A 15454-nucleotide genomic window follows, 5' to 3' on the forward strand; every position below is an offset into this window, starting at 1 on the left:
ATGTTTTACTGGTTGGTGGACCTTTCCGGTTCGGTGCCGATCTTCAATGTGTTTCGTTACATCACCTTCCGCACCGGCGGCGCGATGGCGACTGCCGCGCTGTTCGTCTTCATGTTCGGCCCGTGGATCATCGATCACCTGCGCCTGCGGCAGGGCAAGGGCCAGCCGATCCGCGAGGACGGCCCGCAATCGCATCTGATCGCGAAGAAGGGCACGCCGACGATGGGTGGGTTGATGATTCTGTCGGGGATCGTCGTCTCGACGCTGCTGTGGGGCAACCTGCGCAATCCTTACGTCTGGATCGTGCTCGCGGTCACCCTCGGCTTTGGTTTCGTCGGCTTCTACGACGATTATCTGAAAGTCACCAAACAGTCGCACGCCGGCTTTTCGGGACGGACGCGGCTCGCAATCGAGGCGATCATCGCCGGCGCGGCGTGCTTTGCCATCATCTGGATCGGACGCCCGACTTTGTCGACGGCGCTCGCGGTGCCGTTCTTCAAGGATTTCATCATCGACTTCGGCTGGTTCTTCATCATCTTCTCCACCTTCATCGTCGTCGGCGCAGGCAATGCGGTGAACCTGACAGACGGTCTCGACGGGCTCGCCATCGTGCCGGTGATGATCGCGGCGGCGAGCTTCGGCATGATCTCTTACCTCGCAGGTAACGTTGTGTTCTCCGACTATCTGCAGATCCGCTACGTGCCCGGCACTGGCGAGCTTGCGGTGCTGTGTGGCGCTGTACTCGGCGCCGGCCTGGGCTTCCTGTGGTTCAACGCGCCGCCGGCTTCGATCTTCATGGGCGATACGGGCTCGCTCGCGCTGGGCGGCATGCTCGGCACGATCGCGGTCGCGACCAAGCACGAGATCGTGCTGGCGGTGATCGGCGGGCTGTTCGTGCTGGAGGCAATCTCGGTGATCGTGCAGGTCACCTCGTTCAAGCTCACCGGCAAGCGCGTATTCCGGATGGCGCCGATTCATCACCACTTCGAGCAGAAGGGCTGGACCGAGCCGCAGGTTGTCATCCGCTTCTGGATCATTTCCGTCGTGCTGGCGCTTGCCGGCTTGTCGACGCTGAAGTTGCGGTGACGTTGTGATCCCCGTCACGAGCTTCAAAGGCAAGATGGTCGCCGTGTTCGGACTCGGCGGTTCCGGACTTGCGAGCTGTCACGCGCTGAAGGCGGGCGGTGCCAACGTCGTCGCGAGCGACGACAACTTAGAAAGCCTCGCACAAGCGGCGAAGGCGGGGTTCACCACCGCGAACCTGCGCGAGATTTCGTGGGACGGTTTCGCCGCGCTGGTACTCGCGCCGGGCGTGCCGCTGACCCATCCGACACCGCATTGGACCGTGCTCGCCGCGCAACGCGCTGGCGTTCCGGTGATTGGCGATATCGAGCTGTTCTGTCTGGAGCGCAAACGTCATGCGCCGAACGCGCCGTTCATTGCGATCACCGGCACCAACGGCAAGTCGACGACCACCGCGCTGGTCGCGCATCTGATGCGAGAAGCCGGGCACGATGCGCAGATGGGCGGCAATATCGGCACGGCGATCCTGTCGCTTGAGCCGCCGCGGATGGGGCGCGTGCACGTGATCGAAATGTCGTCGTATCAGATCGATCTCACGCCGTCGCTCGATCCTTCTGTCGGCATTCTACTTAACGTCACCGAGGACCATCTCGACCGGCACGGTACGCTTGCACATTACGCAGCCGTGAAGGAGCGGCTGGTGGCCAGCGTCCAGAAGGCCGCCGTTATCGGCGTTGATGACAACTGGTGCCGCGCTGCAGCTGACCGGATCGAGCAGGCCGGGACGAATGTCGTCCGCGTCTCCGTCCGCCAGCCGCTCGCGGACGGCATCTATGTCGAACGTGACCTGATCGTGCGCGCCGCCGGCGGCGCAAGGAGCGAAATTGCGCGTCTCGGTGGCATCGGTTCGTTGCGCGGTCAGCATAACGCGCAGAATGCCGCATGTGCCGCTGCGGCAGCGCTGGCGCTTGATGTGAAGGAAGAGGCCATCCAGATGGCCTTGCGCAGTTTTCCGGGGCTCGCGCACCGCATGGAGCAGGTGGGCAGGCGCGGCGGCGTGCTGTTTGTCAACGACTCCAAGGGCACCAATGCAGATGCGGCCGCGCGCGCATTGTCGTCGTTCGATGACATCTTCTGGATCGCAGGTGGCAAGCCGAAAACGGGCGGCATCACCAGTCTCGCCGAATACTTCCCGCGCATCCGCAAAGCCTATCTGATCGGCGAGGCGGCGCAGGAGTTTGCCGCGACGCTCGGCGCCGCTGTGCCGCATGAGATTTCGCAGACGCTCGACAACGCCGTTGCCGCCGCCGCACGCGATGCGGAAGCCTCAGGCCTCGCCGAGCCGGTGGTACTCCTGTCGCCGGCCTGCGCTTCGTTCGACCAGTACCGGAACTTCGAAATCCGTGGCGACTGTTTCCGCGACCTCGTCAACGCGCTGCCTGGCGTCGTCGCAGCGTTTTGATCGATTCTCTTAACCCTTCGTAAACCACGATGGTGGACCACTAGTGTCGTGGTTCAGAAATTCGCTCCGTCGCCTGCCGCAACTCTGAGGAGCGAATTTCTGAACCACGACACTAGAATTATGATTTTGCTAGTGTCCTTATCGAATCCGAAGTTCGATCTGAGCGGCCGCGAAGTATTGCGAACTTCGGATTCGGGACACTAGAGCGGTATCTTCCAGGAAAGCCCCATGATCTCGCGCGACCGACGCACTCCCCTCAGCCAGTGGTGGTGGACGGTCGACCGGCTGCTGCTCGCGGCTCTGACGACGCTCATTCTCGGCGGCATCATCCTGTCGCTTGCGGCCAGCCCGCCGGTCGCGACCCGCATCGGTCTCGAGCCGTTTCACTTCTTCAACCGGCACGTGATGTTCGTCTTGCCGGCATTTGCGGTGATGATCGGCATTTCGTTTCTGTCGCCGCGGCAGGTGCGGCGGTCGGCGCTCATCATGTTTGCGGTCAGCGTCGTGCTGCTCGTCGCCACGCTGGTATTCGGCGCGGAGGTGAAGGGCTCGCGTCGCTGGATTTCCATCGCCGGCATCAGCATCCAGGCGTCAGAATTTGCAAAGCCCGCCTTCGTGGTGCTGGTCGCTTGGCTGTTCTCGGAATCGGCGCGCCGGCCCGAGATGCCCGCGACGTCGCTCGCACTTGCGGCGCTGCTGCTCGTGGTTGCGCTGTTGGTGCTGGAGCCGGACTTCGGCCAGACCCTGCTGATCCTGATGGTGTGGGGTGCGCTGTTCTTCATGGCTGGAATGCGCATGATCTGGGTGGTGGGCCTTGCCGGGGCGTCCCTGGCCGGGCTGTTCAGCGCGTACTTGTTCGTCCCGCACGTCGCCCGCCGTATCAAACGCTTCATGGATCCCGCGTCCGGCGATACCTTCCAGGTCGACATGGCAACCGAATCCTTTGCGCGCGGCGGATGGTTCGGGCAGGGACCGGGTGAGGGCACGGTGAAGCGGATTTTGCCCGACAGTCACACCGACTTCGTCTTCGCCGTCGCCGCGGAAGAGTTCGGCATCGTTCTCTGCCTGGCGCTTGTCGCGCTGTTCGCGTTCATCGTGATCCGCACGCTGAAGACAGCCTATCGCACCGAGGACCTGTTCACACGCTTCGCCGCCTCGGGGCTCGCGATCCTGTTCGGCATGCAGTCGACGATCAACATGGCGGTGAACCTGCACCTCATTCCGGCGAAGGGCATGACGCTGCCGTTCATCTCCTATGGCGGCTCGTCGATGATCTCGCTCGCTTACGGCATGGGCATGCTGCTCGCGCTGACGCGCCAGCGGTCGCCGATCGAGCTCGAGGCCACCGGTGGCGCCGGCGTCGCGCGCTATGCCTGACGCACCGCTCATTCTGCTTGCAGCGGGCGGCACCGGCGGCCATCTGTTCCCGGCCGAGGCGCTCGGCTCGGTGCTGATCCAGCGCGGTCTGCGCGTTCGACTCGTCACCGATGAGCGTGCGGTGCGCTACAGCGGACTGTTCTCCGAGGGCATGTTCGATGTGGTACCGAGTGAAACCGTCCGCTCAAGAAGTCCGCTATCGCTCGCACGTACGGGCATGATGCTCGCGGCGGGGACGGCCGTCGCGCTCAATCTGGTTCGCAGGCTGAAACCTGCAGCGATGATCGGCTTCGGCGGCTACCCAACGGTGCCGCCGTTGATCGCGGCTCGGCTGATGGGCGTGCCCACCTTGATCCACGATTCCAACGCGGTGCTCGGCCGCGCCAACCGCTTCCTTGCGACGCGCGTCGAAGCGATCGCCACGTCGCTGCCCGGCGTGTTCGATCGTGATCCTGCGCTCGCGTCGAAGGCGACGCTGACCGGCACGCCGCTACGGCCTGCGGTGCTGGCGGCGGCGGGAGAGCCTTATGCGATGCCGGAGGTGGATGGTCCGCTTCGGCTGCTGGTCGTGGGCGGTAGTCAGGGCGCGCGCATCATGGCAGATATCGTGCCGCCCGCTATCGAACGGCTCGAGCCCAGTTTGTGGCGGCGGTTGTCGCTGGTGCAACAGGTGCGCGAAGAGGATCTTCCGCGGGTGCGTTCGCTTTACGAGCGGCTGAAGATCGAAGCGGAACTGGCGGCGTTTTTCACCGACCTGCCGACGCGGCTTGCCGCGGCGCATCTCGTGGTTTCCCGTTCCGGAGCGGGGACGGTGGCCGAACTTGCTGGCGTCGGCCGGCCCTCGATCCTCGTGCCGCTGCCGGGTTCCATCGACCAGGATCAGTTCGCCAATGCAGGTGTGCTGATGCAGGCGGGCGGCGCGATCCGCTTGCTGCAGAGCGAATTCACGCCGGATCGGCTGGCATCCGAAATTTCCGCGCTTGCCGCCGAGCCGCATCGGTTGGCGGATATGGCGCGCGGCGCGCGTTCAGCGGGGACCCTCGATGCCGCGGATCGCCTTGCAGACTTGGTTCAAAAGGTCATGCGTCATTAAGATTATGGCGCTTTCCGGCATTTTTCGGCTTGTCACGGCCTGCAGAAGCAAGGCATCCAAGGCCTGACAGCAGCTGTAAATCTCGCGCAATTTGAGCAAAAGCGCGCCTCGGCGGCGATGCGACCAGGATAGTGATCAGGGATAAGACATGAGACTGCCGAGCCAGATCGGTCCCATTCATTTCGTCGGCATCGGCGGAATCGGCATGAGCGGCATTGCCGAGGTGCTGTGCAATCTCGGCTACACGGTGCAGGGCTCCGATGCTTCGGAAGGCGCCAATGTGACCCGCCTGCGCGAGAAGGGCGTAGTTGTGAGCATCGGCCATCGCGCCGAAAATGTCGGCGGTGCCGAAGTGCTGGTCGTCTCGACCGCGATCAAGCGCGACAATCCGGAGCTGATGACCGCGCGGGCTCAGCGGATACCTGTGGTTCGCCGCGCCGAGATGCTGGCAGAGCTGATGCGGCTGAAGAGTTGCGTCGCCATCGCCGGCACCCACGGCAAGACCACCACGACCTCGATGGTCGCGACCCTGCTCGATGCGGGAAGTCTTGATCCGACCGTCATCAATGGCGGCATCATCAATGCCTACGGCACCAACGCGCGGCTCGGCGCCGGTGACTGGATGGTGGTCGAGGCCGACGAGAGCGACGGCACGTTCCTGAAGCTGCCGGCCGATATCGCCATCGTCACCAACGTCGATCCGGAGCACCTCGACCATTTCAAAACCTTCGATGCCGTGCAGGACGCGTTCCGAAGTTTTGTCGAAGGCGTGCCGTTCTACGGCTTCGCCGTGATGTGCACGGATCATCCGGTGGTGCAGTCGCTGGTCGGCAAGATCGAAGACCGCCGCATCATCACTTACGGCATCAATCCGCAAGCCGACGTCAGACTGGCTGATCTGTCCGCCGCGAACGGCGGCTCGCGTTTTAATGTGATCTTCCGCGACCGGACCAGCGGCAAGACGCACGAGATCAAGGATCTCGTGCTGCCGATGCCGGGACGGCACAACGCGTCGAACGCGACGGCGGCGATCGCGGTCGCGCGCGAGCTCGGCCTCTCCGACGATGCGATCCGCAAGGCACTGGCGGGATTCGGCGGCGTGAAGCGGCGCTTCACCAGGACCGGCGAGTGGAAGGGCGTTACGGTGATCGACGACTATGGCCACCATCCGGTGGAGATCGCCGCGGTCCTCAAGGCCGCGCGCGATTCCGCCAAGGGCAAGGTGATCGCCGTGGTGCAGCCGCACCGCTACACCCGCCTACAGTCGCTGTTCGATGAATTCTGCACCTGTTTCAACGACGCGGATGCGGTGGTGGTCGCGGAGGTCTATCCGGCGGGCGAGGCGCCGATCGCCGGCATCGACCGCGATCATTTCGTGCTGGGCCTGCGCGCGCATGGCCATCGCGAGGTGATCCCCTTGCAAAACTCTGCGGCGCTGGCCGGCGTCGTCCGCGGGCTCGCGGCGGAAGGCGATTACGTGGTGTGCCTCGGCGCTGGCAACATTACCCAATGGGCCTACGCGCTGCCGGGCGAGTTGAAGGCGTTGGGGTGAGCGGCATGAGTTTTCCCGACATCACCGCCGCTCTCAAGGCCGACATGCCCGAGCTGCGAGGACGACTTGCAGCCAATCAGGAGATGGCGCCGCTGACCTGGTTTCGTGTTGGCGGGCCGGCACAGGTGTTGTTCACGCCGGCGGACGAGGATGACCTGGCGTATTTTCTGGCCAGGCTGCCGCAGGATATTGCGGTTTATCCGGTCGGCGTCGGTTCCAACCTGATCGTTCGCGACGGCGGCGTGCCCGGAGTCGTGATCCGGCTTTCGCCGCGCGGCTTTGGCGAGACGACGGCACAGGGCGACACCGTGCATGCCGGCACCGCGGCGCTCGACAAGCGTGTGGCGGAAGTCGCAGCTTCGGCGAATATCGCCGGCCTCGAGTTCTATTTCGGCATTCCGGGCTCGATCGGCGGCGCGCTGCGCATGAATGCCGGAGCCAATGGCGGTGAGACCAAGGACATGCTGGTCGAAGCGACCGGTGTCACCCGCAAGGGCGAGAAGCGCGTCTTCTCCAACGCCGACATGAAGTTCGTCTACCGCAACAGTGGCGTCGAGGAGGGCGTGATCTTCACCTCCGCGCGGTTCCGCGGACGTGTCGCCGATCCGCAGAGCATCCGTGCGCGGATGAACGAGGTGCAACAGCATCGCGAGACGGCACAGCCGATCCGCGAGAAGACCGGTGGTTCGACTTTCAAGAATCCACCCGGCCACAGCGCATGGAAGCTGATCGATGCGGCCGGCCTGCGCGGCTTCCGCGTCGGCGGCGCGCAGGTGTCGGAAATGCACTGCAACTTCCTCATCAACACTGGCAATGCGTCCGGCGATGATATTGAAACGCTTGGCGAAACGATTCGGACGCGCGTGAAGCAAAACTCCGGCATCGAGTTGCAGTGGGAGATCAAGCGGATCGGAACGGCTGCGTAGCAGCGTTCCGTTTGCGGCTCATTCCTTCCCGCACAGCCCTGCGACAAAGCCGAGCAATGGCCTGTTCTTGATCTGCGCCGCCTCGGCGAGAATGGCCTCGATCCTCGGCCCGGCGATGTCGACGTCATAGTCGTTGCGCGCGATCTCATGGGCGGCATGTCCCATCGCTCGTCGCCGGGCCGGATCGCGGGCGAGCGTGATCAGCCGGTCGGCGATTGCCGGAATGTCGCCGACCTCGACGATGAAACCGGCCGCGCCATCGCGAACGAAGTCCGGCAGCATGCCGATCTTGGTCGCAAGCACCGGCAGCCCGGAGGACATCGCTTCGAGTGCGGCGAGCGGACCGGTCTCCTTGCGCGACACCAGCGCGAACGTGTCCATCGCCGCCAACACATCGGCAATATCTTGCCGCGGCCCGGTGAAGACGATCTGCTGTAAGACGCCCAGCTGCTCCGCGGTGCGGCGGATTTCTCGCCCATAGTCGGGCTCCTCGCCGCCAACCAGCAACAGCCGCGCTTCAGGTACTGCGCGAACGATTTCTCCAAGCGCCCGCGCCAGATCGAGCTGGTTCTTGCGATCATCGATGAAGCCCACCGAACCGATCACAAAGGCATTCTCATCGAAGCCGAAGGCCCGGCGCGCTTCCTTGCGCTTCGCGTCCGAAGCCAGCGGAAACCGTGTCGTCTCGATGAAATTGGCCTGAACGCGCAAGGCTGAACGCGGCACGAGATTGCGGCGGCGATGGTGTTCGGCTGCCCCGGGTGACGTCGCGATGACAATATTATTGAAGCACCAGTGCAACTGGATCGACTGCGAGTGCGCGGTTGCGACCACCGGCCGGCGGCTCAGGATCCGGGTCAGCATCCCGTAAGTATGGGCGCTGCTCATGTGGGTCTGGATCACTTCGGGTCCGAAGCGATTGATACGACGCGTCACGCGGATCAATTCGTGCGGTGACCGGCCGAAGCTCGTTTCGAACAGTTCCACCTCATTGAGGCCCGATTGCTGGGTGATCCATGCATTGGGCCGGTGCAGCAGCAGAATTTTGTGGCCTTGCCGCGCGAGGTAGCGGGTCAGGAGCAGGGTGTGAATGATTGCGCCGTTGATGCCGGTACCGGAGATCATCATCGCGACGCGGAGCCGCTTCGCGGTTGTGGTCATTTCGGGGGCTTCGATGCGAGGGCGATAGCACTTCTCCGAATCGAGGAAATCGGTGAAATGTCGTTGCTAACCGGGTGAAATCTGACGCCTAATTTCGATCGTGGTTTAACAGCGCGGAAGTCTTTGTTTGTCAAGAAAGCGTCGGGTTGAAATCCTGCGGCGGAAGATCGGCGGAACAACATGATGCGGACGACCATCCTTTTCGGCGGCCTGAACCGGGAGCGCCTTGTTGCTGTCGCCAGCACCCAGGCCCTGAATGCGGCGCTGCCGGACGCCGACCTGTGGTTCTGGGACGTTGGTGACACCGTGCACGAGACGCAGGCGCAGTTGCTTCAAAGCCACAAGCGGCCTTTCGAAGAGCCCTTCAACTCCGGCAATCCGGCTTTTGGCGGGATCGCGCAGGCACTCGACCGGGCAAAGGCCGAGAGCCGCCTGCTGGTGCTCGGACTGCACGGTGGGATGGCGGAAAATGGCGAGCTTCAGGCCATGTGCGAACTGCGCGGCATCCCGTTTACCGGTTCGGGGTCGGCGTCGTCGTATCTTGCCTTCGACAAGGACGCGGCAAAGCGCTTTGCCCGAATTGCGGGGCTTAAGACCACGACAACCTTGCAACTGGACGACGTCGATGCGGCCCTGGCGGAGTACGGCAGGCTGATTGCCAAGCCGGCGCGGGATGGATCGAGCTATGGCCTGATCTTCGTCAATGCCAAGCAGGATCTCGTTGCCGTTCGAAGAGCGGCGAAAGCGGAAGAGTACCTGATCGAGCCGTATGTCGCTGGTGTGGAAGCGACCTGCGCGGTCCTGGAGCAGCCGGACGGCGCGCTCATGGCGTTGCCGCCGATCGAAATCATTCCTGCGGAAGGGGCCTTCGACTACACCGCGAAATACATCGCCAAAAGCACCCAGGAGATCTGCCCCGGCCGCTTTTCGCCACAGGTCAGCGCCCAGCTCATGGACCATGCCGTCAGGGCCCATAAGATATTGTCGTGCAGGGGTTATTCCCGTTCGGACTTCATCATCACAGACAATGGTCCGGTGTACCTCGAGACGAACACGCTGCCGGGCCTGACGGCGGCCTCGCTCTATCCGAAGGCGCTCAAGGCCCAGGGGATCGCCTTCATCGATTTCCTGACCGGCCAGATCGCCCTGGCGGAGCGGCGCACGCTGGGTTCCATAGGGAGCATTTGAGCGATCGCGGGGCAAAGTATTCAAAAGGCGTATCAAAATGCGCCCTACCTTCCCCGAATTTACCTTTTGTTTACCAGGAAGCCCGAAGGTTAACGCTGGCGGCGCATCGTGCGCCTGGTTGCCGGGCGTGAGCCATGCGTCACGTGTTCCGGGAGTCCGCAAGCCGATGCGGGCACAACATATGACGAGCTCGTGCAATGGATGGTGGAGGACGCCTCGCTGGGTCGCTGAGACAGACAGGGGCGAATTCTGTCCGCAGCCGGCTTGGCCGTCTGGTTGGCCGTCAGTTCAGCCGCAAGCCGGCGCCGCTTCGCGTTGGTAGCGAGCGCGACGATCGCTTTATCGCCAGGCTCGAGGCGAAGCTGCCGCGCAACTTCGGCACGGTCGCAACCTTGCTCATTCTGCTCGGCAGCCTCACCGTCGGCATCGTGCGCGGCGGCCACGTGGAATTGGCGGTCGAGGCCTTTCGCGATGCGCGCGACGCGGTCGCCAATGCCGCGGGATTTCGCATAGCCCATGTGGGAATCTCGGGCCGCAAGAATCTCTCGCAGGACGAAATTCTCGCGATCGGCGGCGTGACCGGACGCCGTTCGCTGTTGTTCATCGATCCGGCCGACGTGCGCGAAAAACTGAAGTCGAGCCCCTGGATCGCCGACGCGACGGTCTTGAAGTTCTATCCCGACAGCATCCAGATCGACATCGTCGAGCGCAATGCCTTCGCGCTCTGGCAATATAACGGGGCAGTGTCGGTGATTTCCGAGACGGGCATCGTGCTGCAGCCCTATGCGCCAGGCCCGTTCCGCTCGCTTCCCCTCGTGGTCGGCAAGGGGGCCGAGACGAAAGCCAAGGACTTCCTTGATCTGCTGGCGCAGTACCCGCACGTGCGGCAGCAGGTGAAGGCCGTCGTCTATGTGGGTGAGCGGCGCTGGAATTTGCGGCTCGCAGACGGCATCGACGTGCGCCTGCCGGAGAAGGGCGTCGACACGGCGCTCGTAACCCTCACGAAGCTCGACCAGGATGAGAAGCTGTTCTCGCGCGACATTACGGCGATCGATCTGCGCTTGCCCGATCGGCTGACCGTGCGGCTGTCAGAGGACGCTGCGAAAGCGCGTGCTGATCTGCTGAAGGAGAAGGAAAAGGCCCGCAAGAAGAAGGCAAGCGAAGCATGACGGGGCTCGATCGCGGTCTCACGCCGAAGATGCGGCCGGTCGCGGGCAATCGCGCGACGCTGGTCGCCGGCCTCGACATCGGCACCAGCAAGGTGGCCTGCCTGATTGGACGCTTGCGGCCGTGTCAGCCGCGCGACGCGCTGGTCGGACGCAGCCATGCCATCGATGTGATCGGCATCAGCCACATTCAATCGCGCGGTATCAAGGCCGGCGCAGTGGTCGATGCCGGCGAAGCCGAGCAGTCCGTTCGTCAGGCCGTGGCGCTCGCGGAGCAGATGGCCGGCGTGCGGGTCGAGTCGGTTCTGCTGTCGGTTTCGGCCGGGCGTATGCATGGGCAACTGATCGAAGCCAGCGCGGACGCGCGCGACGGTACGGTGACGCCGCACGATCTGTCGCGCGCCATGAGCACGGCAGTGATGTATGCGACCGGGGAGGGGCGCACTGTGCTGCATGCGCTGCCGGTCGGCTATTCGCTCGATGGCGTGAAGGGCATTCGCGATCCTCGCGGCATGGTGGCGAAGCAATTCGGCATCGAGATGAACGTGGTGACGTCGGACGCTGCGGTCGCCCGCAACCTCATGCTGGTGGTCGAACGCTGCCACCTGATGATCGAGGCGGTGGTGGCGAGTCCTTATGTCGCAGGCCTGTCGGTGCTGGCGGACGACGAGACCGCGCTCGGCGCGGCCGTGGTCGAAATGGGCGCAGGAACGACGACAATTGCGGTTTATTCCGCCGGCCGCTTCATTCACTCCGCCGGTTTTGCGCTCGGGGGCAATCACATCACGATGGACCTTGCCCGCGGTCTCGGCGCAAACATTGCAGATGCCGAGCGAATCAAGACGTTATATGGCACGGTTCTGACTGGCGGCTCCGATGCACGTGAACTGATGACCGTTCCGTCGGCAGGCGGTCACGAGGCGGACGCCCCGCAGATCGTGTCGCGCGGCAGGATCGCAAACATCATTCGCCAACGGGCCGAGGAGATTTTCGAGATGGTCCGTGATCGACTCGCGGATTCTCCGTTCGCGGCAGAGCCGGATGCCCGTGTGGTGCTCACCGGCGGTGCGTCGCAGCTCACCGGTATACCGGAACTCGCAAGCCGCATCCTCAATCGTCCCGCCCGCGTTGGCCGACCGCTCGGCCTGAGCCGGCTTCCGAACGAAGCCAAAAGCGCGACATTCGCCGTGCCGGCCGGACTGCTGGTCTATCCGCAGTTCGCGCACCTCGAATTCACCGAACCGCATCCGAGGCGCCGCGCCGCGACCGGAACGGACGGCTATTTCGGAAAGGTCGGACGATGGCTTCGCGAGGGGTTCTGACGGCCATGAGCACATTCACCCGCCAATTCACCATCCGGACTTCGTCGGAGCACGGAGCGTCCCCCGGCACGCCGCGCGCGTAAGAGAGGCAACCATGACGATCAATCTGCAGATTCCCGACATTCGCGAGCTCAAGCCGCGCATCACCGTCTTCGGCGTCGGCGGCGCCGGCGGCAATGCCGTCAACAACATGATCACAGCGGGGCTTCAGGGTGTCGACTTCGTCGTCGCCAACACCGACGCCCAGGCGCTGAGCATGTCGAAGGCCGAGCGCATCATCCAGATGGGCACGCAGGTGACTGAAGGCCTCGGCGCCGGGTCGCAGCCCGACGTCGGCGCAGCCGCAGCGAACGAGGTCATCGACGAGATCCGCGATCACCTCGCTGGAGCGCATATGGTGTTCGTCACCGCTGGCATGGGCGGCGGCACCGGCACGGGCGCCGCACCGGTGATCGCCAAGACCGCGCGCGAGATGGGCATCCTCACCGTCGGCGTGGTGACGAAGCCGTTCCACTTCGAAGGCCAGCGCCGCATGCGCACGGCGGAATACGGCATCGTCGAGCTGCAGAAGGGCGTCGATACGCTCCTGATCATCCCGAACCAGAACCTGTTCCGCGTCGCCAACGAAAAGACCACGTTTGCTGACGCCTTCGCGATGGCCGACCAGGTCCTGTACTCCGGCGTTGCCTGCATCACCGATCTGATGGTCAAGGAAGGTCTGATCAATCTCGACTTCGCCGACGTGCGCGCGGTGATGCGCGAGATGGGCAAGGCGATGATGGGCACCGGCGAAGCTGGCGGCGAGAAGCGTGCGTTGACTGCCGCCGAAGCCGCGATCGCCAATCCGCTGATCGACGATTCGTCGATGAAGGGTGCGCGCGGTCTGTTGATCTCGATCACCGGCGGCAAGGACCTGACGCTGTTCGAGGTGGACGAAGCTGCGACCCGCATCCGCGAGGAAGTCGACCACGACGCCAACATCATTGTCGGCGCGACCTTCGACGAAACGCTGGAGGGAATCATCCGCGTGTCTGTGGTGGCGACCGGCATCGATGCCGAACCGGTTGCGCGCGCGAAGCCGGCGCCTGCGACGGGGCAAGCGCCTGCCGCTCCGGAAAACCGTCTTGCCGATCTGACCGCGCGACTGCGTGCCGACACCGCCCGGATGGTCGAGCGTGCCGCCCACCCGCAGGAGGCCTCGCGTTCGGCGGAAGTCCCGCAGAACCGCGCGCCGGCCGAGCACGAACGCGGTGCGCTGGCGGCGATCGCCGCCGCGGTGGCTCCGGCCGCTGCGCATGCGGCACCGGCGACCTACGGCGACGTCTCGATTCGTCCCGTGCCCCCGAAGCCGTCGATGCTTCCGGAGCCGAAGCCGGAGCCGGTGGCGCACTATGAAGAGCCGGCTGCAAACTTCATCCCGCCCGCGCCGGAGAAGATGCCGGTCCGGCCTGCGCGGATGCCGAAGTTCGAGGACCTGCCGATGCCTGCGCAGAACGAAATCCGCCAGGCGCGGGGCGAGGTGGCGGCCGACCATCCGCAGAAGACCAGGCTCTCGCTGCTGCAGCGGTTGGCAAATGTCGGCCTCGGCCGGCGGGACGAGGAGAGCGAGCCGCCGATCGCCGCCCGCGCCTCAGGTCCGGCGATGCCCACCATGCCGCAGGCGCCGCAGCGCATGCCGATGCCCCAACGTCCGGTGCCGCAGCAGCAACACCGGCCGGCCGATCCGGTATCAGAGTATGCTCGACGCGCGCCGCCGCAGGGACTTGATTCGCACGGCCGGCAGGCTCCCGTCAGTCCGCAACCGGCGGAGGATCATCTCGATATCCCCGCCTTTTTGCGGCGGCAAACGAACTGACTTTTTGTAACAATCGGCCACAGGCCACGCGTATCCCGGCTCCTCGCAGCCGGGATACTTTCTTCACCGCAACGCGTTCGTTCTGACCTTCTAACTCTTTGATTCTTGGCGATATTTTTGAACGCCCAGCCGAACTTCTGCAGCGCAAGCGGTGGTCCAAATCTGGTTAAGCCCGGGCGTGATTGCGGCGGGTTTTGGGTAACAATCGGTAAGCAAGCGTGAGTGGCGAAAATTACCTTTGTCGGTATGTTCGCCGCGACGTTCGGGGAATCAACGTCAAATTTTGGGGTTGAACCGGCCCACTCCGTGAGCTGGCCGTGTTCAGAAGTAGGCGACGCGGGGATGAAATTCAGCCGGCAAACCACGCTTAGGTTGCCCGTCAGTGCGGCCGGTTTCGGCGTTCACTCTGGACAGCCGGCCACCCTGACCCTCAATCCCGCCGACGCCAATAGCGGCATCGTCTTCGTTCGCACAGGCCTCGATGGCAGTGACCGCGAAATTTCCGCGCGCCCTGAAGCCGTGATCGCCACCGATTTCGCGACCGTGCTCGGCGACCGGAATGGCCCGCTGGTTTCGACCGCCGAACATATCCTGGCCGCGCTGCGTGGCATGGGTGTGGACAACGCGATCGTCGAAGTCGACGGCCCGGAAGCGCCGATCATGGACGGCAGCGCCGCGCCGTTTGTCGCGGCGATCGATCAGGCCGGCATCGTCGAACTGTCGGCGCCGCGCCGTTACATTGAGGTGCTGAAGACCGTGCAGGTCACCTCCGGCAAGTCGTCGGGTGAAATCAGGCCTTATGCAAACGGCTTCCGCGCCGAGCTCGAAATTGCCTTCGACAATCCAATGATCGGTCGTCAGGCCTACAGCCTCGATGTGACGCCGCAAGCTTTCCGCAAGGATATTTGCCGGGCCCGTACATTCGGCTGCATGGCCGACGTGGCGAAGCTCTGGAGCGCAGGCTATGCGCGCGGCGCGTCGTTCGAGAATTCGGTCGTCGTGGACGAGGACCGTATCCTCAATCCTGAAGGCCTGCGCTACGCCGACGAGTTTGTGCGGCATAAGGTGCTGGATGCGATCGGTGACCTTGCGCTTGCGGGCCTGCCGTTGCTCGGCGCGTACCGCTCGGTGCGCGGTGGCCACAAGCTCAATCATGCCGTGCTGTGCGCGTTGATGGCTGATCGGACTGCGTGGCGGATTGTCGAGGCCGAGCGTCCGCGTCGCGCGCGCGGCCATGTGGAGGCCGTCGGCGGCCTCGCTGCGCCGGCATATGGCCCCGACGTATCCTGACGCGGTTCGTCTGCTCTGACGTCGCCGGCGAGCACCCAG

Annotated in this window: 12 protein-coding genes and 1 pseudogene; 12 read left to right on the plus strand and 1 reads right to left on the minus strand. The window is 64.1% G+C overall.

Going from position 1 to position 15454, the window contains the following annotated elements; translation table 11 throughout:
- The 6 genes from mraY (at position 1) to murB (ending at position 7433) form a co-directional block, all read left to right on the plus strand.
- Positions 1–1086, plus strand: a complete 1086-nt coding sequence (gene mraY / locus RCO31_RS08830; protein ID WP_308967936.1) for a phospho-N-acetylmuramoyl-pentapeptide-transferase — start codon at positions 1–3, stop codon at positions 1084–1086.
- Positions 1087–1090: 4 nt separating this feature from the next.
- Entirely contained in the window at positions 1091–2485 is a 1395-nt protein-coding gene (gene murD, locus RCO31_RS08835; RefSeq protein WP_308967937.1) for a UDP-N-acetylmuramoyl-L-alanine--D-glutamate ligase, read from the plus strand.
- 228 nt (positions 2486–2713) lie between these two features.
- Positions 2714–3862: a putative lipid II flippase FtsW gene (ftsW, locus tag RCO31_RS08840; protein ID WP_308967938.1), complete on the plus strand. Its 1149-nt coding sequence runs from the start codon at positions 2714–2716 to the stop codon at positions 3860–3862.
- On the plus strand, positions 3855–4955 hold the full coding sequence (gene murG / locus RCO31_RS08845) for an undecaprenyldiphospho-muramoylpentapeptide beta-N-acetylglucosaminyltransferase (RefSeq protein WP_308967939.1): 1101 nt from the start codon (positions 3855–3857) through the stop codon (positions 4953–4955). Before ftsW ends, murG begins: the two co-directional genes overlap by 8 nt.
- Before the next feature lie 148 nt (positions 4956–5103).
- The gene (murC, locus tag RCO31_RS08850) at positions 5104–6507 is read left to right on the plus strand and encodes a UDP-N-acetylmuramate--L-alanine ligase (protein WP_308967940.1); all 1404 of its coding nucleotides are present in this window, start codon (positions 5104–5106) and stop codon (positions 6505–6507) included.
- A gap of 5 nt (positions 6508–6512) precedes the next feature.
- A complete protein-coding gene (gene murB / locus RCO31_RS08855; protein WP_308967941.1) occupies positions 6513–7433 on the plus strand; it encodes a UDP-N-acetylmuramate dehydrogenase in 921 nt (306 codons plus the stop codon).
- Positions 7434–7451: 18 nt separating this feature from the next.
- On the opposite strand, the gene RCO31_RS08860 is transcribed toward murB, so the two are convergent.
- Positions 7452–8594, minus strand: a complete 1143-nt coding sequence (locus tag RCO31_RS08860) for a glycosyltransferase family 4 protein (protein ID WP_308967942.1) — start codon at positions 8592–8594, stop codon at positions 7452–7454.
- A gap of 183 nt (positions 8595–8777) precedes the next feature.
- Here RCO31_RS08860 and RCO31_RS08865 point away from each other — a divergent pair, with 183 nt between their 5' ends.
- From RCO31_RS08865 to lpxC, 6 genes and pseudogenes are all read left to right on the plus strand, one after another.
- Positions 8778–9782 carry a D-alanine--D-alanine ligase gene (locus RCO31_RS08865; RefSeq protein ID WP_308967943.1) on the plus strand — a complete coding sequence of 335 codons (1005 nt, stop codon included), beginning with the start codon at positions 8778–8780 and terminating at the stop codon, positions 9780–9782.
- Between the two features lie 2 nt (positions 9783–9784).
- Positions 9785–10013: pseudogene (locus RCO31_RS08870) on the plus strand (D-alanine--D-alanine ligase); the annotation flags it as partial.
- Positions 9980–10951: a cell division protein FtsQ/DivIB gene (locus RCO31_RS08875; protein WP_308967944.1), complete on the plus strand. Its 972-nt coding sequence runs from the start codon at positions 9980–9982 to the stop codon at positions 10949–10951. The pseudogene RCO31_RS08870 and the gene RCO31_RS08875, both read left to right, overlap by 34 nt.
- The gene (gene ftsA, locus RCO31_RS08880) at positions 10948–12270 is read left to right on the plus strand and encodes a cell division protein FtsA (protein WP_308967945.1); all 1323 of its coding nucleotides are present in this window, start codon (positions 10948–10950) and stop codon (positions 12268–12270) included. Before RCO31_RS08875 ends, ftsA begins: the two co-directional genes overlap by 4 nt.
- Positions 12271–12364: 94 nt before the next feature.
- Positions 12365–14125, plus strand: a complete 1761-nt coding sequence (gene ftsZ, locus RCO31_RS08885; protein WP_308967946.1) for a cell division protein FtsZ — start codon at positions 12365–12367, stop codon at positions 14123–14125.
- Positions 14126–14467: 342 nt separating this feature from the next.
- Positions 14468–15415, plus strand: coding sequence for a UDP-3-O-acyl-N-acetylglucosamine deacetylase (lpxC, locus tag RCO31_RS08890; RefSeq protein ID WP_308967947.1), 948 nt, complete (start codon positions 14468–14470; stop codon positions 15413–15415).
- Positions 15416–15454: the final 39 nt, after the last annotated feature.

Source organism: Bradyrhizobium sp. LHD-71, from assembly GCF_031157255.1.
Taxonomy (GTDB): Bacteria; Pseudomonadota; Alphaproteobacteria; order Rhizobiales; family Xanthobacteraceae; genus P52-10.

Coding starts and splice junctions, on each gene's coding strand:
- mraY (WP_308967936.1), top strand. CDS start 1: ATGTTTTACTGGTTGGTGGACCTTTCCGGTTCGGTGCCGATCTTCAAT.
- ftsW (WP_308967938.1), top strand. CDS start 2,714: ATGATCTCGCGCGACCGACGCACTCCCCTCAGCCAGTGGTGGTGGACG.
- murG (WP_308967939.1), top strand. CDS start 3,855: ATGCCTGACGCACCGCTCATTCTGCTTGCAGCGGGCGGCACCGGCGGC.
- murC (WP_308967940.1), top strand. CDS start 5,104: ATGAGACTGCCGAGCCAGATCGGTCCCATTCATTTCGTCGGCATCGGC.
- murB (WP_308967941.1), top strand. CDS start 6,513: ATGAGTTTTCCCGACATCACCGCCGCTCTCAAGGCCGACATGCCCGAG.
- RCO31_RS08860 (WP_308967942.1), bottom strand. CDS start 8,594: ATGACCACAACCGCGAAGCGGCTCCGCGTCGCGATGATGATCTCCGGT.
- RCO31_RS08865 (WP_308967943.1), top strand. CDS start 8,778: ATGCGGACGACCATCCTTTTCGGCGGCCTGAACCGGGAGCGCCTTGTT.
- RCO31_RS08875 (WP_308967944.1), top strand. CDS start 9,980: ATGGATGGTGGAGGACGCCTCGCTGGGTCGCTGAGACAGACAGGGGCG.
- ftsA (WP_308967945.1), top strand. CDS start 10,948: ATGACGGGGCTCGATCGCGGTCTCACGCCGAAGATGCGGCCGGTCGCG.
- ftsZ (WP_308967946.1), top strand. CDS start 12,365: ATGACGATCAATCTGCAGATTCCCGACATTCGCGAGCTCAAGCCGCGC.
- lpxC (WP_308967947.1), top strand. CDS start 14,468: ATGAAATTCAGCCGGCAAACCACGCTTAGGTTGCCCGTCAGTGCGGCC.